A 16,073-nucleotide genomic window follows, 5' to 3' on the forward strand; every position below is an offset into this window, starting at 1 on the left:
TGGTTTTGATATAAAACGATCAAGCTATCGCGAGGCTGGAATCCCCTCTGACGCTGTTGTTTTAAGGTTTCTGTCCCTTGAACTTGGCGCTGTGATATTTACCTCAGGACAGGAAGCGACTGCATCATTTGAAGTGCTACAGCATCGGCATTTGATAAAACACACGATGCCGTAAAGGAGAGAGCCCATGACAGCGCCTATCGAGCTTTATTACTGGCCCACCCCGAATGGCTGGAAGATTTCCATTCTGTTGGAAGAACTCGGCCTGCCCTATGAGGTGAAATACATCAATATCGGCAAGGGCGAGCAATTCGCGCCGGATTTCCTGAAAATTTCGCCCAATAACCGCATGCCAGCAATTATCGATCCGGATGGTCCGGGCGGGGAGCCGATATCCGTGTTCGAATCTGGCGCCATCCTGCAATATCTGGGACGCAAGACCGGCAAATTCTACCCCACCGACGAGCGCGCCCGTGTCGAGGTGGATCAGTGGCTGTTCTGGCAGATGGGCGGCCTTGGCCCGATGGCCGGACAAGCGCATCATTTCCGTCAATATGCGCCGGAAAAGATCGAATACGGCATCAACCGCTACACCAATGAAGTCAACCGTCTCTATGGCGTGATGAACAAGCGGCTGGCGGATCGGGAGTTTCTGGCGGGCAATTATTCCATTGCCGACATGGCCTGCATCGGCTGGGTCGTACCCCATGCCAATCAGGGACAGGACCTCAACGATTTCCCCCATCTGAAGCGCTGGTTTGAGGCGATGATGGAACGACCGGCGGTCAAGGCCGGTATTGCTGTTGGCGCCGAGCGGCGTAGCAATGTCGCCACCGATGAGGAAGCCAAGAAAGTCCTGTTTGGTCAAAAGGCGCGATAAGCAGGCGTCTTCAAAATCGGGCAATACCGCGCCGGGACGATCCGGCGCGGCGAAATATTACATCCGGGTCCAGGTCTGGCTCTTGCACAGCACGGCCAACACGCAGCCCTTCAAGTTGAGGGACTTGCCCTGAACATTTGCCGAGCCGGAATAGGTCTTGTCATTATCCGGATCGGTGACTTCGCCGGTATAGCTGGCACTTGAGCCACTCAGCTTGCCGATTTGCTTGCCAGCATGCTTGCCCGTCTTCAGGGTGATGCAAAAGGCTGTGCCACAGCTGGCGATCTCGGCGGTTTCACCGCTCGCCGTCTTCCATTTGCCTTCAATCGGCTCCGCTGCGCTGACGCTTGTCAGGCTCAAGGCCAATAGTCCGGCTGCGAGTAGAATAGTTTTCATTGTTTCCTCCACGATCCTCCGCCCCCGATATGATTTCGGGTCACAAGACCACCAAATTAAATGACGCGCACGTAAACGTAAATAGGGCTTTGATGCGATGTGAGAGGCGCTATCGCAAGGGATGAATGTCGAAGCCTTTCCGCGTCTCTCTCGATCATGATGAACAAAGAGTAAAATCACAACTGTAAAAGATCAGTAAAATTAACCTCTATTTGCCGGTAAACCAGCCCCTGTAATGCTTAACGGAAAGACAAGTTGACAAAGGGTTTCGAGCCCGTTTGCCACCCGTTAAGCAAGCATTTTAAGCGCATTTTGAAACCCGTCCGACATAATGAACCCATCAAACGAGCAGGGAAAACCTGCCGCACCGCAAACTCCGAAAAGCGACGTTAGATCGCAAGGATGTTGACGGTTCAGACATAAAAACAGGGACTTAGCCTGGCGGGGTATTCCGGCGCAATGATAAGCCGGAAACCCGCCATGACACTGAAAAAAGACCAACCGAAGCCAAATTGGACAGGAACTAGACCATGGCACGTTTCGATATGCAGGCAGACGATATGGCCACGATTGGCGGCCAGCCACAGGCTGATATCTTTCGGATCATGGGCCTGATGTATGCCACCGGTCGTGGCTGCGAGCAGGATCTGGTGTCTGCCCATAAATGGCTGAATATCGCCGCGATCAAAGGATGTGACCGTTCTGTCGGCCTCCGGTCCGATCTGGCCTCCACCATGACCAAGGGCCAGCTGGCAGAAGCGCTCCGTGACGCCCGTGAATGGATGACCTCCCACTGATCCACCGCCATCCAAACAGGGCATCAACGAAACAGGGTAATACCAAACCATTCAACCGCGACCGGCAGGAACAAGCCGGCGCGGTTTTTGTTTTTCCAAGTGGTTCAATCACTTCGATTCGAGATCGCTCAAAACCATCGGCAGCACTTGCTCCAGCAAATCGAGATCCTCCGGCAAGCCAGCGCTGATGCGGATACAGCGATTGAGCGGTGCCACGCCCGGCATGCGGATAAACACGCCATGCTGCATCAATCCATCGACAATTGCGCGGGCATAGGCCGGGTCGCGGCCGCAGTCCACCGCCACGAAATTGGTCGCTGAGGCCAGCGGTTGCAGGCCATTCTGGCGGGCAATTAAGGAAATTCGCTCCCGTGCCGCGATGATCCTCGCGACGGTTGCGGTCAGATAATCCTGGTCGGCGAGGGCGGCCAGAGCCGCGGCGACGGAGGTGCGCACCATGCCGAAATGATTGCGAATCTTGTCGAAGGCAGACACTGTTCCGGGTGTGCCGATCGCATAGCCGATCCGCGCTCCGGCCAAGCCGTAAGCCTTGGAAAATGTCCGCATCCGCAGCACATTCGGCAGGTCGATCAGCGCATCGACCGCAGGGATGCTGCCAGCCGGGGCGGTTTCGCTATAGGCTTCGTCCAGAATGAGCAGACATGTCTCCGGCAAGGCGCGGGCAAAGGCGACGACGTCGTGGCTCTTGTGCCAGCTTCCCATCGGATTATCGGGATTGGCGAGATAGGCCAGCGGCGCATTTTCGCGGCGTACGGCCTCTAGCAAACCGTCGAGATCCTCGCGGTCCTGGCGATAGGGCACCGTCACCAGTCGCCCACCAAAGCCATTGACGTGAAAATTGAAGGTCGGATAACCGCCAAGCGAAGTGACGACTGGCAAACCCTGCTCGATCACCAGCCGCACGGTCAGGCCTAGAAGATCATCGACGCCTTCACCAACCGCAAAATTATCGGCGGCAAGGCCATAATGGGCAGCCAGGGCGGCCTTCAGATCGAAATTTTCGGGATCGGCATATTTCCAGATGTCGGATGAGGCGGCCTGCAACGCCAAGTGAACGTTGGGCGAGGGACCGAAGCCGCTTTCATTGGCGCCGATCCTGGCCTTGACCGGCAGACTGCGCTGGCGCTCGATAGCCTCGGGGCCGACAAAGGGAACGGTGGCGGGCAGGCGGGAGATAAGCGGTGTAAACCGCGAAAAGGATGACATGAACGCTATTCCTGGCGAATCGGTGTCGCTGAGAATAGAAAGGCTGCAAGGAGCCGCCAAGGGGCATGAGATCAAACAACAGCGGCTAGTCCTCTTTATTGCAGCGGACGGCCGTTGATTGAAAATAAATGGTGCGCGACGAGGTTTGAGCGCCTGCTCACCGGGCAAGTCTGCCTGTACCCGGCGCAACGGTTTTTCCAGCATTGTCTTTGGTCCGGTCGGCACTCATGACGAAGTCGGTACGGATAATCCGTTGCAACAAGACTTCTGAAATCGGCATCAGGAATTTGACACCCGCCCTTGTGCCGTTGCGAAAAGCTTCGGCACAGCCAATGCGCGTAGCAATCCCTAGCACCTCCAGATAGTAATGGCTGCCAAGGCCGATACCCGTATCCAATTCGAGACCGGCGCCACCGCGAGAAATATCCAGCACCGTCGCGCTGCGCATGGTCACGCCGCTCAAACCTGCACGGACCGCCATAATACGAGCGGGGCGGCGAACCTGGTAACGGTCCCAGCGCCGCTCATACATTTCTGAAGTGACGGACGCTAGATGGGTTCCTTGCAGCATGATCTCTCCTCGGTTGTGCTCGTTGTCAGGAGAAGTTTGCCGCAATGGCATTTCAGAGCGTTGAATCTATTCCATCAAATTTGAGCGATTGGACTAATTTTAAAACCAAAACGAGAATATGCAAAGAAACGCAACTCAATCTCAAGTCCAACCTGTGTTAGTCTGTGCCATTACGGCCCAAATTCGAATGAGAGCTTTACGACGTGATGAAGGAATTCGGGATCGATCAGCATGTTGAAGCTCACCACTGCCGTCTCTTGCTCCCTGCGCATCAAGGTGCAACCGATCTCGTCGCGAATGCCTAGAATTTCGAGAAAGAAGTTTTTCGGCACGGGTAGCATGCGGCTGACTTCGAGTTCCGCACCCTGCAGAGAGATTTTGCGAATCAGGCAACGTACCGTGGTTTTGGTGCTGAGATGATGGCCCACAAAGATGATTTTGCCAGGTCGGTCAATGCCGAACTTCTTATAGACAAGGTCCCGCGGAATGTCCTTTTTTGCATCGGGAATGTTCTGCAGCGGCATGACACCGGTCCTTCTTCTCCTTCTTGGTATCCCAGTTTAACGCAGTTTTCCTAATTGTTTGCCTCATCTTATCGGTAAAATTGTCGAGCCTGACGAACTGCGGCAACTCTTCTGATCCGTCCCAAGGTGAGGAGGTGGCCGATCTTCGGAACCTGGCATTATTACATCCAGGCGTGGCCACCGAACTTGACGGGTTGGCATCCGGTATTTACCCGTTGATGAGAATGGTTATCGCGTTGATTGCTGCATTTTTTCCGGCAGAGAGTTCGCGATTTTTCTGGAGGCATGGCGTGGAAAATTCATTGGTGATCGTCGGCGCAGGGCAGGCCGGTTTTTCTGTTGCGGCAAAGCTACGGGCACTGAACGACGAACGACCGATTACCATGATTGGCCTTGCACCGGAATTACCCTATCAGCGCCCACCGCTTTCAAAAAAATATCTGATCGGCGAAATGAGTTTTGATCGACTGCTGTTGCGGCCCGCCCAATGGTACGATGAAAATGCGATTACACTGCGCCTTTCCAGTTGGGTGGAAGAAATTGATCGATCGAAAAAGCTACTTCGGCTTCAGGACGGTTCATCACTGTCCTATGACAAACTCGTGCTTGCCACCGGTTCGACGCCACGAGGATTGCCGCAGGAAATTGGCGGCAACTTGGCTGGGGTCTACACCATCCGCAACAAGGCCGATGCTGACCGCCTGGCTGAGGTGATGAAGCCAGGGCGGCGGCTGTTGATCATCGGGGGCGGCTATATTGGCCTGGAGGCTGCTGCCGTGGCGCGCCATCTTGGCCTTGAGGTCACGGTGATCGAAATGGCCGACCGCATTCTATCGCGTGTTGCCGCCAAAGAGACTGCCGATTTCATTCGTGCCGTTCACCAGGGTCATGGCGTGATGATTCGCGAAAACATGGGCTTGAAATGCCTTTTGGGTAAGAATGATATCGTGACGGCTGCCGAGCTATCAGATGGCAGCAGGCTTGATGTCGATTTGGTGATCGTCGGTATCGGCGCGACCGCCAATGACGGATTGGCGCGCAACGCCGGACTGCATGTGCAGAATGGCATTATTGTCGACGGCTATGCCCGGACATCCGATCCTGACATCTTCGCTGCTGGCGATTGCGCGCTGCTTCCTTGGGGTGAGGGGGCTGTCCGGCTGGAATCAGTTCAGAATGCCGTCGATCAAGGGGAAGCCATTTCTATGGTGCTTGCAGGTGGGACAGTGCCCTACGCACCAAAACCATGGTTCTGGTCGGATCAATACGATCTGAAACTGCAAATCGCCGGGCTTAATCTGGGCTATGACGAGACGATTATAAGACCGGGCATGCGCGAGGGTAGCCTGTCCGTCTGGTATTATCATGAGGACCGTTTCCTTGCGGTCGATGCCATCAATGATGCCAAGGCCTATGTCACGGCCAAAAAGCTTCTGGAAGCCGGCCGGTTCGCCGATAAGGCAATCATTGGTAATCCGCAGGAAGATTTAAAGCAGTTGCTGGCCTGATCCAGCGCTGACGAAATAGCTCTCGGGGCCATTTTAAAGCACCTCAGGCCCTTGAGGCGTGGAAGCATCTGCATCTCGTTCAAAGCGACAATGCGTGAGCATCCGTGCCTTGATAGAAGGCCAGCCAAATTCTTTCAGAGTGAGAGGTTGCCTTGGGAAGAGTGAAACCGGTTTTCCCGAAAAGACAAACGACAACACAAGACGGGAGAGTTTGCATGGTTCAATCAAAACCGAAAGACCCCAAACAATCCTAGGACCCAACCCTTCGAACCCAGTCCTATAAGAGAGGATTAAGGGCAATAAGCGCAATCGCGCTTTATATCCAACCCTGCTTGCGAGGTTGCACACCGCATCAAGGCAATAAAAAACCTCCGGGCGTAAACCCGGAGGCTATTGTCAACTGAAGATCAACAATCAGATCAGAACTTGCGTTCCAGACGAACAAAGCCCGTCCAAACGTCGTCGTTGCCATCCCAGTCATGATCCTGGTACTGAGCAGAAACCTTGGTGGTCAGGCCTTCTGCCAGCTTGTAGTCAACCGTCAGACCAGCTCTCCAGATGTCGCGACCGAAGTAATCGCCATCCGTGTCAACCTGAGTTTCACCCCAGTACTGAACGCCAGGAGTCAGGCTCAGCTTGTCGGTGATCTTTGCAGCGTACTGAGCAGCAACAGTCCACTTGCTGAGGTCGTAATAGGTGCTTGCGCCGGTCGAGTAGATCGCAGCGATACCGAATTCGCCAGGACCAACTTCAGCTGTAGCCAAGCCACGAACAGCACCATTGCTGGTTGCGAAATCCCAAGAGCCGAGCAGGTTTGCAGTAACCGGACCGAAAGTCGTGCCGACCTGAGCTTCAAGACCAACGCGGTTATTCTTGCTGTACGGATCAGAGCCAGCAGCCGGAGTACGGCTGTAGTAACCCGTCAGTTCGTCAACCGAACCGTATACGAAGAAATTGTCAGCCTTGTACTTGTAAGCAATCGAGTTCAGACGGTTCGAACCGATATCGTCGGTTTCGCCGGACAGATCGCTATCCCAAGGATTGTAGAAGGAACCGACCTGGAAGCCAGCAACAGTGATGAAGGCTTCGTCGAGTTCGAGGCTGCCGCCGTTTTCATCAGCCCAGGTGCGGACCGTGATGGTGGAGCCGATCGTGCCGAGTTCGGAGTCGTTCTTGGCGTCGAAAGTGACGAGGCCACGTGTACGAGCGTTCCAGTTACGATCATCGCCCAGGCTGTTGTTGCTTGCGCCCTGAACTTCAAAACGAACGTAGCCGCTCATCTTCAAGCAGGTTTCAGTGCCGGGGATGTAGAAGTAGCCAGTGCCGAAAGCATCGCAAACGCGGACATATTCAGCAGGTTCGGGGGCAGCGGCAACAATAGCGTCAGCAGCCTGTGCGCCAGATACTGCTGCGAGAGCCGCAGCGGAGCCGAGAAGAAGGCCCTTAATATTCATTTTTAATCTCCAGTTTGTCGTTTAAGAAATAGAGATATTCTCTCTATGAACCGCTCTTGTTGTTTGCCCCCCGGCATACTGACTAGGCCCCGTATTCCAACGGAGCCTAGTCTTAGTCTTATCTCCTAAGAGATAATTAGAACGAACGCTGCAAGCGAACGAAGCCAGACCATACGTCGTCGCTGTTGCTCCAGGCATGATCCTGGTACTGAGCGGAAACCTTGGTGGTCAGGCCTTGAGCCAGCTTATAGTCCAGCGTCAAGCCACCCTTCCAGATGTCACGGCCGGTGTAATCGCCGCTACCGTCAACCTGGGTGTTAGCGAAGTACTGAACGCCAGGAGTCAGGGTCAGCTTGTCAGTGATCTTTGCTGCGTATTCAGCAGCAACAGTCCACTCAGCCTTGTCGTAGTAAGCCGAAACGCCGGTCGAGTACAGGCCAGCGACGCCGAGCACGCCAGGACCGAGGTTTGCGGTTGCGATGACGCGAACAGCGCCGTCGTTAGCAACTGCGTCCCAGCCACCCAGCAGGGTTGCTGTTACTGGACCGAAAGAACCGCCAACCTGGCCTTCAATGCCAACGCGCTTGTTCTGGCCGTAAGCATCAGCCTGGCCGAGGTCACGTGGACGGCTGTAGTAGCCAGTCAGTTCGTCAACAGCGATGCCGGCGAAGAAGGTGTCGGACTTGTAGTTGTAAGCGATCGAGTTCAGACGGTTCGAGCCGAGGTCATCGGTTTCACCGGAGAGGCCCGTATCGAAGTAGTTGTAGAATTCACCAACCTGGAAGCCAGCAACAGTGATGAAGGCTTCGTCGAGTTCGAGGCTGCCGCCGTTTTCATCAGCCCAGGTGCGGACAGTGATGGTGGAGCCGATCGTGCCGATTTCAGAGTCGTTCTTGGCGTCGAAAGTGACGAGGCCACGAGTACGAGAGTTCCAGTCGCGGTTACCCGACCAGGACGAGTCGCCGTCGTTGCTGTTGCCCTGAACTTCGAAACGGACATAGCCCTTAACGCGAAGGCAGGTTTCGGTGCCGGGGATGTAGAAATAGCCAGTGCCGAAGGCGTCGCAAACGCGGACGTATTCAGCTGGTTCCGGAGCAGCAGCAACGATAGCGTCTGCTGCCTGGGCGCCGGATACTGCTGCGAGAGCCGCAGCGGAGCCGAGAAGAAGGCTCTTGATGTTCATAATGACCTCCAGTCAAGTTTCATTAGGGTCTGGGCTTGTTTGGCTGAAGGACAGCATTTCCTGCCCCCATTCCCGTTAACGTATGAAACGGACGATCCACCGCCTCGCTTCTGGATTTGAAAATACAAAACGCTGCTGCGCTTGCAATCGACAAACGGCAAACGGGGCAGTTTCGCCATAGCCTTCCCTGTTTGATGTTGCTGAAAGGACACAAAGCTATGGCCGAAGCGGGGCATTTGTTTACTCTTTGTTAAGAAACGCTTTGAAAAACAAAGGCTAACGTCAATCAACTGAAAACCGGCTTGAATTCCGACCTCATCCGAAATGCGGCAAATCCGGGCGATTCGGTGCCGACGAGTGCTATTTGAAGGCGATCTGCTGCAAAGTCGCTTCAAGGTGAGACGATGTTTTCAACAGCCTCTTCGGCTCGCAGTGTAGCAAAATCGGACTGAGGACAGCCGGAATCGGTGGCGATTCTATTTTAGACTCTAGCGATTCTCTCAACCAATCGCGGTGTCGCTCGTTACCTGACGAGGTTCGCGCATGCAGCCCGCTTGTTACAGGGCCCGCTTGTTACAGGGAGAGTGCGCCCGCCTTCTGATAAGGGCAGTCTTCTTATAAGGGCAATTAAGGACAATCAAAACGAGACAGAGCAGCGTTGTCGCCGGGGGCGAGTATGGCGGAATTGTCCAGGCTGGCACAATGGTGTGCGGTTTGCTTTGTTTGTTATGAGGAAATGGCGCCTTTATCGTGGAAGTTGGCGAAAAGCGCTTGCAATCGAATCTACGACGACATAATCAGACCGCACCGGAGAGGTGGCCGAGTGGTCGAAGGCGCTCCCCTGCTAAGGGAGTATACCAGAGATGGTATCGTGGGTTCGAATCCCATCCTCTCCGCCATCAAACAAACTTCCATTTAAATCTATTTGTAACCATGTGTCGCTCTGGGCGAGCAAACGATTGCTATCTGGCGTTCAGAAATCGCGTGATATCATCGGCAAGCGGCATGAGGTGCAGCACGGGCGCGTGGCCCTGGCCGTTTGCGATGATCAGGCTTGCCTGGGGATGGCGAGCGACCATGGCTTCGCTTGCCTGTTTGGACAGCAATTGTGAGTGCTCACCGCGAATGATCAGTAGGGGGAAGGGGGCGAAACCCTCATATTGCACCCATAGATCCGGGATGGGTTTGCTGAAGTCAATGCTTGAAATTTGTGCGGCAATCGCCGCATCGTAGTCGGCGACGGGGATACCTTTGTCGTCGCGATAGAGTGCCTGTGCCATGTCTTCCCAATCCTGCTGTTCCAGCACCGGAAACGTCGCACCATGCACGGATTTGAGATAATCAGGGCAATCCGCCCAGGTCTTTGGTCCGCCACTGCCGCTCAGGTAATCCCTGATGGCGATCAGGCCCTCTTTTTCCAGAACCGGTCCCACATCGTTGAGAATCACGCGGCGAATACGGCCGGAATGCATGACGGCCAGGAAATGCAGCAGAAGTCCGCCTCTGGATGTGCCGATAAAATCCGCCTGAGCAACGGCAAGCTCATCCAGTACGGCGACCACATCGGCCATTTCCGTCAAAAGATTGTAGTTCTTTGGGTCCGGATCACGCTCAGAGCCGCCACGACCGCGCGAATCGATGCAGATCACGCGTCGTCCGCCCGCAGCAAGCCTTTGCGCCAAGGCTGTGAAATCACGGTGATTGCGTGTCAGGCCCGGCAGGCAGACGACCGGGGGCAGGGCTGCCAGTTGGGTGTCGCCGCTGGCTTGGTAATCGCGCGCAAACAGTTTTAAGTCATCGGCGGCTGCAACCGTCCTGTCGTGAAAAGTTCCACTTTCAAGGTGTTGCATAGCGTGAACTCCTGTTTTCATCACCTGACTGGTATCAGCCGTCAGCGGCCATAGCGAAGGTCGTGCTCGATATCTGCGGTCTGCCCCAGCCGGGTCTTGTAGATCTGGTAGTTTTCCATGACGCGTTGTACATAGCCGCGCGTTTCGGGGAAGGGGATGCGCTCGATCCAGTCGACGACGTCATCGATTGGCATACCACGCGGATCGCCATAGCGGTTGATCCATTCCGGCACCCGCTTCGGTCCGGCATTATAGGCAATGAACGTCAATATATAGGAGCCGCCGAAAGCGTCGATCTGTTCACCCAGATAATGGGCACCAAGCGTGGCGTTATAGGCTGGGTCCTGGGTTAACCGATCAGGGGAAAATGCCATGTCATGACGCTTGGCGACGGCCTTGGCCGTGGCGGGCATCAGTTGCAACAGGCCCTTGGCATTGGCGGCCGATACGGCTGCCGGGTTGAAGGCACTTTCCTGGCGGGCAATGGCATAGGCCATAGCTTTGCCGGAACCGGCGATATTGGCGGAAGCCGGAATGACCCCGATGGGGAAGGCCAGGGCTGGGACGTTGATGCCACGGCCATAGGCGGTTTTACCCACCTGCAACGACAATTGGTGATTGCCGGCGCGCTCCGCCTTGGAGGCGAGAAGCGCCAGTTCTCCAGGGCTTTGCAATTGTTCGGCCAAGGCCCGGTAAAGGCTTGCGCCGCGCCATTCGTGACCGGCTGCCTTGTAGCGATCAATAGCGATAATGGCTTCCCGGCTGGCGAAGCGACGCCGGTCTTCGTCCGTCGGTGTGGGGTAGCGAATGTCGAGCCGTGTCTGCTTCAGGCGGGCGCCTGCCAATTGTCCATAGAATGTGCCGGGATAATCGGCAGCCCGAACGAAATCCTGCCTCGCTGCGGTCGGATTGCCTTGCGCTTCATCGGCACGCCCCAGCCAATAATAGGCGCGCGAAGCCGATAGCGGCCGATTCGAGGCCTCGACAATCCGGCGAAAATGCTGGGCTGCGGTTTTGGGATCATTGAGGCCGCGCAGGGCATACCAGCCAGCATGGAACTCGGCATCGACGATATCGACCGGGTCGGTGGCGGTATAGCCAGCGGCAACCTGATAGGCCAGCCGGTATTTGCCGTCATCGGCAAGGCCGCGCGCCACGATACGCCGCTCATTCCACCATTCGCCCGGATTGACCAACCGTGACGCATCTCTGGGCACAAGCGCCAGCAGCTTTGCCGCGTCCTGGTAATTGTCCTGACGCCGCTGATACTCGATCTTGACGAACAGCAATGCGGGGTCATTGCCAAACCGTGCGCTGGCGGCCTGAACCAGCGCCACGGCCTTGGGCGAACGGCTGTTGACGGCCATCCAGGCGGCATAAAGAGCCTGCGCATCGCCAAGCGATGCGAAGCGCTTGGCCTGGGCGGTGCGGCCGCGATACATCAGATAATCCATCCGTACCTTGTGATCGGCGCGAGTCAGCAAGCCGCCGAATTCGCTCAGGATGCGGTCTTCGGTGGCAATCTCCAGCGGTTGGCTGCGCCACAGGTCTTTGAGGATAAAAACGGCGCGGCTGCGATTGCCGCTTGCCACCAGGGCGCGGGTCAGGATGATCGTGCCTTCTGCCGTTTCCGGCTTTGTCTCTCCGAAGGCTGCCAATACATCCGGCGCTGGCGGGTTTTCACGCAAAAGCGCCTTTTCCGAATTGGCGCGGAACGCGGAAAGCCCCGGCCAGCCTTTCAGTTCGCGCTGGGCATTGGCAATTTCCGAGGAGGGAATACCGGCAAGGCCGGACATGGCAATCGACCATGTCAACATATGCCGGTCCAGCCCCTGGGGCATGGCATCGCGAATCGACAGCGCCAGCGCTCCGTTGCGATCCGACAGGGCATCAAGGCCGGATTTCAGCGGGGACCGCTCGACCGGCATGGGCGCGACAACCGGTATGGAACCGGTAATGTCGCCAGAAACAGAGGATCCGGAAACAGAGGAGGCGGAAGACACCGAAAGCGCTGCTGGACGGTTGGCGGGCGCTGGCACATCCCCGCCACCCAGGAGCGGCTGGGACCAGGACACACCGGCAGGGGCCGCCACCGCCACACTTAAGGACAGGGCAAGCTTGAGCAAAATGGTCCGTTTCATCGGCAAACTCGTCCGGAAAATGCGCATAGCTCCCATTAACTCTGAGCCCGATTAATGAATGCTTAATGAAATGGCGTCAATGCGACGAAAATTCCACATTGAAAAACTGTCATAAAACCGCCCGTACCGTGCTTGTACCGGTGCGGGCCTAGCAGTAATGTGCCCGCGTTTGATTGCACATTTACGGCTGACCAGGGATTGGCGGCTGTTGGGAGTTCTATGCATGTTCCAGGGTTCCATGCCCGCGCTTGTCACGCCGTTCACCGAAACCGGGGCGATTGACGAGAAAGCCTTTGCCGCTCATGTCGAATGGCAGATCGCCGAAGGCAGTTCCGGTCTGGTGCCGGTCGGCACCACAGGCGAATCGCCAACCCTGACCCATGCCGAGCACAAACGGGTGGTGGAGCTGTGCATCGAAGTGGCCGCCAAGCGGGTTCCGGTGATTGCTGGTGCTGGCTCCAACAATACGATGGAAGCCATCGATCTCGCCCAGCACGCCGAAAAGGCCGGGGCTGATGCCGTGCTGGTGGTGACACCTTATTATAATAAGCCGACCCAAAAGGGGCTGATCGCGCATTTCTCGGCGATTGCCCAGGCGGTCTCCCTGCCGATCATCATCTACAATATTCCGCCGCGCTCGGTAATCGACATGAGCCCGGAAACCATGGGCAAGCTGGCCCAGGCCCATAAGACCATCGTTGGCGTCAAGGACGCCACCGGCAAGCTGGAGCGGGTTTCCGAGCAGCGGATCACCTGCGGGCGTGAGTTCATCCAGCTGTCCGGCGAGGATGCGACCGCGCTGGGCTTCAACGCCCATGGTGGGGTTGGCTGCATCTCGGTGACGGCCAATGTCGCGCCGCGCCTGTGCGCCGAGTTCCAGGCAGCGACGCTGGCCGGGGATTTCGCCAAGGCGCTTGACTATCAGGATCGGTTGATGCCGCTGCACAAGGCGATTTTCCTGGAGCCAGGTCTTTGCGGGGCGAAATATGCCCTGTCGCGGCTTGGCCGGATGGGCCGGACCGCGCGCCTGCCGCTGTTATCGACGCTGGAATCCTCGACCGAAGCGGCGATTGATGCCGCTCTTCAGCATGCTGGTCTGATGAACTGAGATCATCAATGGACGGCTGGGCCGGAGTTCACATTGGCTCCGGCTTCTTCCATTCCTGATATTGCTGTATTACATAAGGCCTACAGACCGGAGTAGTGACCCACCGGCGTTCAACAAAAACAAAAAAGCATTAGGTCGGATTGGACAGAGTTCATGGCACCCAGAGGCAGCCAGCGCACCGTAAACAAGATCGTCGCGGAAAACCGCAAGGCGCGGTTCAACTATGAGATCATCGACACCTACGAGGCCGGCATCATGCTGACCGGCACGGAGGTCAAGTCTCTGCGCGAAGGCAAGGCCAATATTGCCGAATCCTATGCTTCAGACGAGGGTGAGGAAATCTGGCTGATCAATTCGCATCTGCCGGAATATCTCCAGGCCAACCGTTTCAATCATGAACCCCGCCGTCGCCGCAAATTGCTGCTCAACAAGCGCGAGATCAACCGGCTGCGCGTTGCCATCAATCGCGAAGGCATGACGCTGGTGCCGTTGAAAATCTATTTCAACGAAAAAGGTCGCGCCAAGCTGGAACTGGCCTTGGCCAAGGGCAAGAAATTGCATGACAAGCGCCAGACCGAGAAGGAACGCGACTGGAACCGGCAGAAAAGCCGGTTGCTGAAGACGGGCTGAGATGCGTGTGAGTTGTCAAAGCGCCGCGTAGAGTTTGTCAGGGAAAAGTGGAACCCGGTTTTCCCGAAAAGACAAACGAAAACAAAAGAATCTAGAGTCTGTCTGGTTCAATTTGAACCTGACAGACTCTAGTACGGCGCTTTGACAGACACGGCGTGAGTTTTACCGCCCGTGCATCCCAATCAGGAAGGCATAGGCCGCCAGCCGGGCGCTCCGCTCCTGTTCCTGCCGGGATGAGATATCCCTTTCGTCGAGGCCGATATCGCGCAATTGATGCGCATTCAGATCGCTTATGTGGTTGCTCGGCTTTTCCCCGCCCCGGCGCAAGAAACGGCGCGTCAGAACCGAAGCGATCCAGCGATAAGCGATCGCAAAGCGGCGGGTGAAACCGCCTCTGGGGGCCTGGACAACACTGTTTTTCGTCGGATCTGTCGTGCGCATGATCTTTTCCTTTCAAGCGGGCACGAGGACAGGAGCCTACGTCTCGACGACGCAGACAAGCGATGGGTGAGGGGTGAAAAGGTGGCGGGCCGAGAGCCTTGTTCTGCTTCATGGAAACAGGGAAAATCTCCCTTTTCCTGGAAATACTCTGGCTGCCAGTGGACGCGCGAAAAATGACCGAGATGCCTCAAATCGTCCAGCGAATGTTTTGAATGACAACGATCAGCAACGCTTATGGGTTGTGTTTTATGCGCCGCTCGTGATTGAGCAACCACTGTTTGCGCCACAATCCGCCACCATAGCCGGTGAGGCTGCCATCCGCGCCGATGACGCGGTGGCATGGTATGACGATAGCGATCTGGTTTGCTCCATTTGCCCGTGCCACCGCCCGCACGGCGCTTGGACGGTCAAGGGCTGTCGCCAGCTCTGAATAGCTACAGGTCTCCCCCACTGGAATGTGCCGCAGCGCCTGCCACACATCACGCTCGAATGGCGTTCCATGTCCGGCAAGCCGGGTTTCGAATCCCCGGGTTTCGAAATCATTCGGATCGCCGCTGAAATAGCGCGCCAGTTCGGCCGCGATTTGTTCGGTCACGGCGGTTCGCCCAATTGCCACCCCGCAGCCCTGTCTTGTCTTCAGACGGTTCAGTTCCGTGGGCAGGGCAGGCCGGTCGGCAAATTCGAGCAGATGCAGCGCATGATCGTCGGCAATCGCCAGCATCGGCCCGACCGGCGTGTCGATCCAGTCAGCCTTGAGCAGGTCGAGGTCCTTCATCCTTGCCGGAGCATTGCCGAGCAATTGGGTGATGGCGGCACGAAAGCCGCTGCCGGATTCATATCCGGCCTCCATCTGCGCTTCGATCACAGCCTCGCCAGCGGCAAGGGCTTCCGTGCCAAGGCTGATCCGGCGCAGCCTTGCCATTTCGATAAAGCTCACTCCGAATCGCCGTTTGAACGCGCGCCGGACCGTGGATGGGTCATGACCGAGTGCAACGACGTCCGCTTCTTGCCAGCGACGACCGGGATCGGCGTCCAGCCGGTCGAGCAGGGTTTTCACCAGCGGATCGGCATGGCCATAGGCGAGAAGCGGCCGGCAGCGCTTGCAGGGACGAAAGCCGCCTTCAAGGCAGGCGGCGATGGTCTCTGTGAACCGGCAATTTTCCGGTTTGGGTTTGCGCGCCGTACAGGTGAAACGGCAGAAAATCCGTGTCGAGGTGACGCAGACATAGGCGAAGCCGTCATAGGACGCATCTTTGGCGACCAGTGCGGCGTAGAGGGTCTCGTCGGAAGGTTGTTTGAACAGCATGGGCAGGTTTTACGTCATTCCACCGGACGCCGCCGCCGAAAAACGGGCATGGATATG

At 56.5% G+C, this 16,073-nt stretch carries 15 protein-coding genes and 1 tRNA gene; 6 read left to right on the plus strand and 10 right to left on the minus strand.

Annotated features, from left to right (window positions below):
• Positions 1-187 precede the first annotated feature (187 nt).
• Positions 188-880, plus strand: a complete 693-nt coding sequence (locus FS819_RS04050) for a glutathione S-transferase family protein (protein ID WP_156550580.1) — start codon at positions 188-190, stop codon at positions 878-880.
• Between the two features lie 57 nt (positions 881-937).
• Here the strand turns inward: FS819_RS04050 and FS819_RS04055 are convergent, their stop codons facing one another.
• Positions 938-1,276: a DUF2147 domain-containing protein gene (locus FS819_RS04055; RefSeq protein ID WP_156550581.1), complete on the minus strand. Its 339-nt coding sequence runs from the start codon at positions 1,274-1,276 to the stop codon at positions 938-940.
• A 530-nt stretch (positions 1,277-1,806) separates the two neighbouring features.
• On the opposite strand from FS819_RS04055, the gene FS819_RS04060 reads away from it, so the two are divergent.
• Positions 1,807-2,073: an SEL1-like repeat protein gene (locus tag FS819_RS04060; protein ID WP_156550582.1), complete on the plus strand. Its 267-nt coding sequence runs from the start codon at positions 1,807-1,809 to the stop codon at positions 2,071-2,073.
• Between the two features lie 108 nt (positions 2,074-2,181).
• Here FS819_RS04060 and FS819_RS04065 read toward each other — a convergent pair whose 3' ends face one another.
• The 3 genes from FS819_RS04065 to FS819_RS04075 all read right to left on the minus strand — a co-directional run bounded on the left by FS819_RS04065 (position 2,182) and on the right by FS819_RS04075 (position 4,395).
• Positions 2,182-3,300, minus strand: coding sequence for a pyridoxal phosphate-dependent aminotransferase (locus FS819_RS04065; RefSeq protein WP_156550583.1), 1,119 nt, complete (start codon positions 3,298-3,300; stop codon positions 2,182-2,184).
• 157 nt (positions 3,301-3,457) lie between these two features.
• A complete protein-coding gene (locus FS819_RS04070; protein ID WP_156550584.1) occupies positions 3,458-3,871 on the minus strand; it encodes a PilZ domain-containing protein in 414 nt (137 codons plus the stop codon).
• A gap of 170 nt (positions 3,872-4,041) precedes the next feature.
• Positions 4,042-4,395 carry a hypothetical protein gene (locus FS819_RS04075; RefSeq protein WP_060715919.1) on the minus strand — a complete coding sequence of 118 codons (354 nt, stop codon included), beginning with the start codon at positions 4,393-4,395 and terminating at the stop codon, positions 4,042-4,044.
• A 290-nt stretch (positions 4,396-4,685) separates the two neighbouring features.
• Between FS819_RS04075 and FS819_RS04080 the strand changes: the two genes are divergently transcribed.
• Entirely contained in the window at positions 4,686-5,903 is a 1,218-nt protein-coding gene (locus FS819_RS04080; RefSeq protein WP_234624876.1) for an NAD(P)/FAD-dependent oxidoreductase, read from the plus strand.
• Positions 5,904-6,322: 419 nt separating this feature from the next.
• On the opposite strand, the gene FS819_RS04085 is transcribed toward FS819_RS04080, so the two are convergent.
• Both FS819_RS04085 and FS819_RS04090 read right to left on the minus strand, forming a co-directional pair.
• Positions 6,323-7,357 carry a porin gene (locus FS819_RS04085; RefSeq protein ID WP_156550586.1) on the minus strand — a complete coding sequence of 345 codons (1,035 nt, stop codon included), beginning with the start codon at positions 7,355-7,357 and terminating at the stop codon, positions 6,323-6,325.
• Positions 7,358-7,493: 136 nt separating this feature from the next.
• Entirely contained in the window at positions 7,494-8,540 is a 1,047-nt protein-coding gene (locus FS819_RS04090) for a porin (RefSeq protein ID WP_156550587.1), read from the minus strand.
• 809 nt (positions 8,541-9,349) lie between these two features.
• Here FS819_RS04090 and FS819_RS04095 point away from each other — a divergent pair.
• Positions 9,350-9,439 (plus strand) — tRNA-Ser (locus FS819_RS04095).
• 63 nt (positions 9,440-9,502) lie between these two features.
• Here the strand turns inward: FS819_RS04095 and FS819_RS04100 are convergent.
• Entirely contained in the window at positions 9,503-10,390 is an 888-nt protein-coding gene (locus FS819_RS04100; RefSeq protein WP_156550588.1) for an alpha/beta fold hydrolase, read from the minus strand.
• Positions 10,391-10,431: 41 nt separating this feature from the next.
• Positions 10,432-12,531 carry a lytic transglycosylase domain-containing protein gene (locus FS819_RS04105; RefSeq protein ID WP_234624877.1) on the minus strand — a complete coding sequence of 700 codons (2,100 nt, stop codon included), beginning with the start codon at positions 12,529-12,531 and terminating at the stop codon, positions 10,432-10,434.
• Positions 12,532-12,754: 223 nt separating this feature from the next.
• Here FS819_RS04105 and dapA point away from each other — a divergent pair, with 223 nt between their 5' ends.
• Positions 12,755-13,639 (plus strand): 4-hydroxy-tetrahydrodipicolinate synthase, encoded by an 885-nt coding sequence (gene dapA, locus FS819_RS04110; RefSeq protein ID WP_156550590.1) that lies wholly within the window; start codon positions 12,755-12,757, stop codon positions 13,637-13,639.
• Between the two features lie 153 nt (positions 13,640-13,792).
• On the plus strand, positions 13,793-14,269 hold the full coding sequence (smpB, locus tag FS819_RS04115) for an SsrA-binding protein SmpB (protein WP_156550591.1): 477 nt from the start codon (positions 13,793-13,795) through the stop codon (positions 14,267-14,269).
• 162 nt (positions 14,270-14,431) lie between these two features.
• Here the strand turns inward: smpB and FS819_RS04120 are convergent, their stop codons facing one another.
• Together FS819_RS04120 and FS819_RS04125 are read right to left on the minus strand one after the other, a co-directional pair.
• Positions 14,432-14,710 (minus strand): hypothetical protein, encoded by a 279-nt coding sequence (locus tag FS819_RS04120; RefSeq protein ID WP_156550592.1) that lies wholly within the window; start codon positions 14,708-14,710, stop codon positions 14,432-14,434.
• Positions 14,711-14,942: 232 nt separating this feature from the next.
• On the minus strand, positions 14,943-16,016 hold the full coding sequence (locus FS819_RS04125) for a bifunctional transcriptional activator/DNA repair enzyme AdaA (protein ID WP_156550593.1): 1,074 nt from the start codon (positions 16,014-16,016) through the stop codon (positions 14,943-14,945).
• Positions 16,017-16,073 lie beyond the last annotated feature (57 nt).

Source organism: Allorhizobium sp. Av2 (genome assembly GCF_021462805.2).
Lineage (GTDB): Bacteria > Pseudomonadota > Alphaproteobacteria > Rhizobiales > Rhizobiaceae > Allorhizobium > Allorhizobium vitis_G.

What these genes read in the sequence shown, in the direction of transcription:
- FS819_RS04050 (WP_156550580.1), top strand. Translation starts at nt 188, where the DNA reads ATGACAGCGCCTATCGAGCTTTATTACTGGCCCACCCCGAATGGCTGG.
- smpB (WP_156550591.1), top strand. Translation starts at nt 13,793, where the DNA reads ATGGCACCCAGAGGCAGCCAGCGCACCGTAAACAAGATCGTCGCGGAA.
- FS819_RS04065 (WP_156550583.1), bottom strand. Translation starts at nt 3,300, where the DNA reads ATGTCATCCTTTTCGCGGTTTACACCGCTTATCTCCCGCCTGCCCGCC.
- FS819_RS04055 (WP_156550581.1), bottom strand. Translation starts at nt 1,276, where the DNA reads ATGAAAACTATTCTACTCGCAGCCGGACTATTGGCCTTGAGCCTGACA.
- FS819_RS04075 (WP_060715919.1), bottom strand. Translation starts at nt 4,395, where the DNA reads ATGCCGCTGCAGAACATTCCCGATGCAAAAAAGGACATTCCGCGGGAC.
- FS819_RS04070 (WP_156550584.1), bottom strand. Translation starts at nt 3,871, where the DNA reads ATGCTGCAAGGAACCCATCTAGCGTCCGTCACTTCAGAAATGTATGAG.
- FS819_RS04060 (WP_156550582.1), top strand. Translation starts at nt 1,807, where the DNA reads ATGGCACGTTTCGATATGCAGGCAGACGATATGGCCACGATTGGCGGC.
- FS819_RS04125 (WP_156550593.1), bottom strand. Translation starts at nt 16,016, where the DNA reads ATGCTGTTCAAACAACCTTCCGACGAGACCCTCTACGCCGCACTGGTC.
- FS819_RS04120 (WP_156550592.1), bottom strand. Translation starts at nt 14,710, where the DNA reads ATGCGCACGACAGATCCGACGAAAAACAGTGTTGTCCAGGCCCCCAGA.
- FS819_RS04100 (WP_156550588.1), bottom strand. Translation starts at nt 10,390, where the DNA reads ATGCAACACCTTGAAAGTGGAACTTTTCACGACAGGACGGTTGCAGCC.
- FS819_RS04090 (WP_156550587.1), bottom strand. Translation starts at nt 8,540, where the DNA reads ATGAACATCAAGAGCCTTCTTCTCGGCTCCGCTGCGGCTCTCGCAGCA.
- dapA (WP_156550590.1), top strand. Translation starts at nt 12,755, where the DNA reads ATGTTCCAGGGTTCCATGCCCGCGCTTGTCACGCCGTTCACCGAAACC.
- FS819_RS04085 (WP_156550586.1), bottom strand. Translation starts at nt 7,357, where the DNA reads ATGAATATTAAGGGCCTTCTTCTCGGCTCCGCTGCGGCTCTCGCAGCA.
- FS819_RS04105 (WP_234624877.1), bottom strand. Translation starts at nt 12,531, where the DNA reads ATGAAACGGACCATTTTGCTCAAGCTTGCCCTGTCCTTAAGTGTGGCG.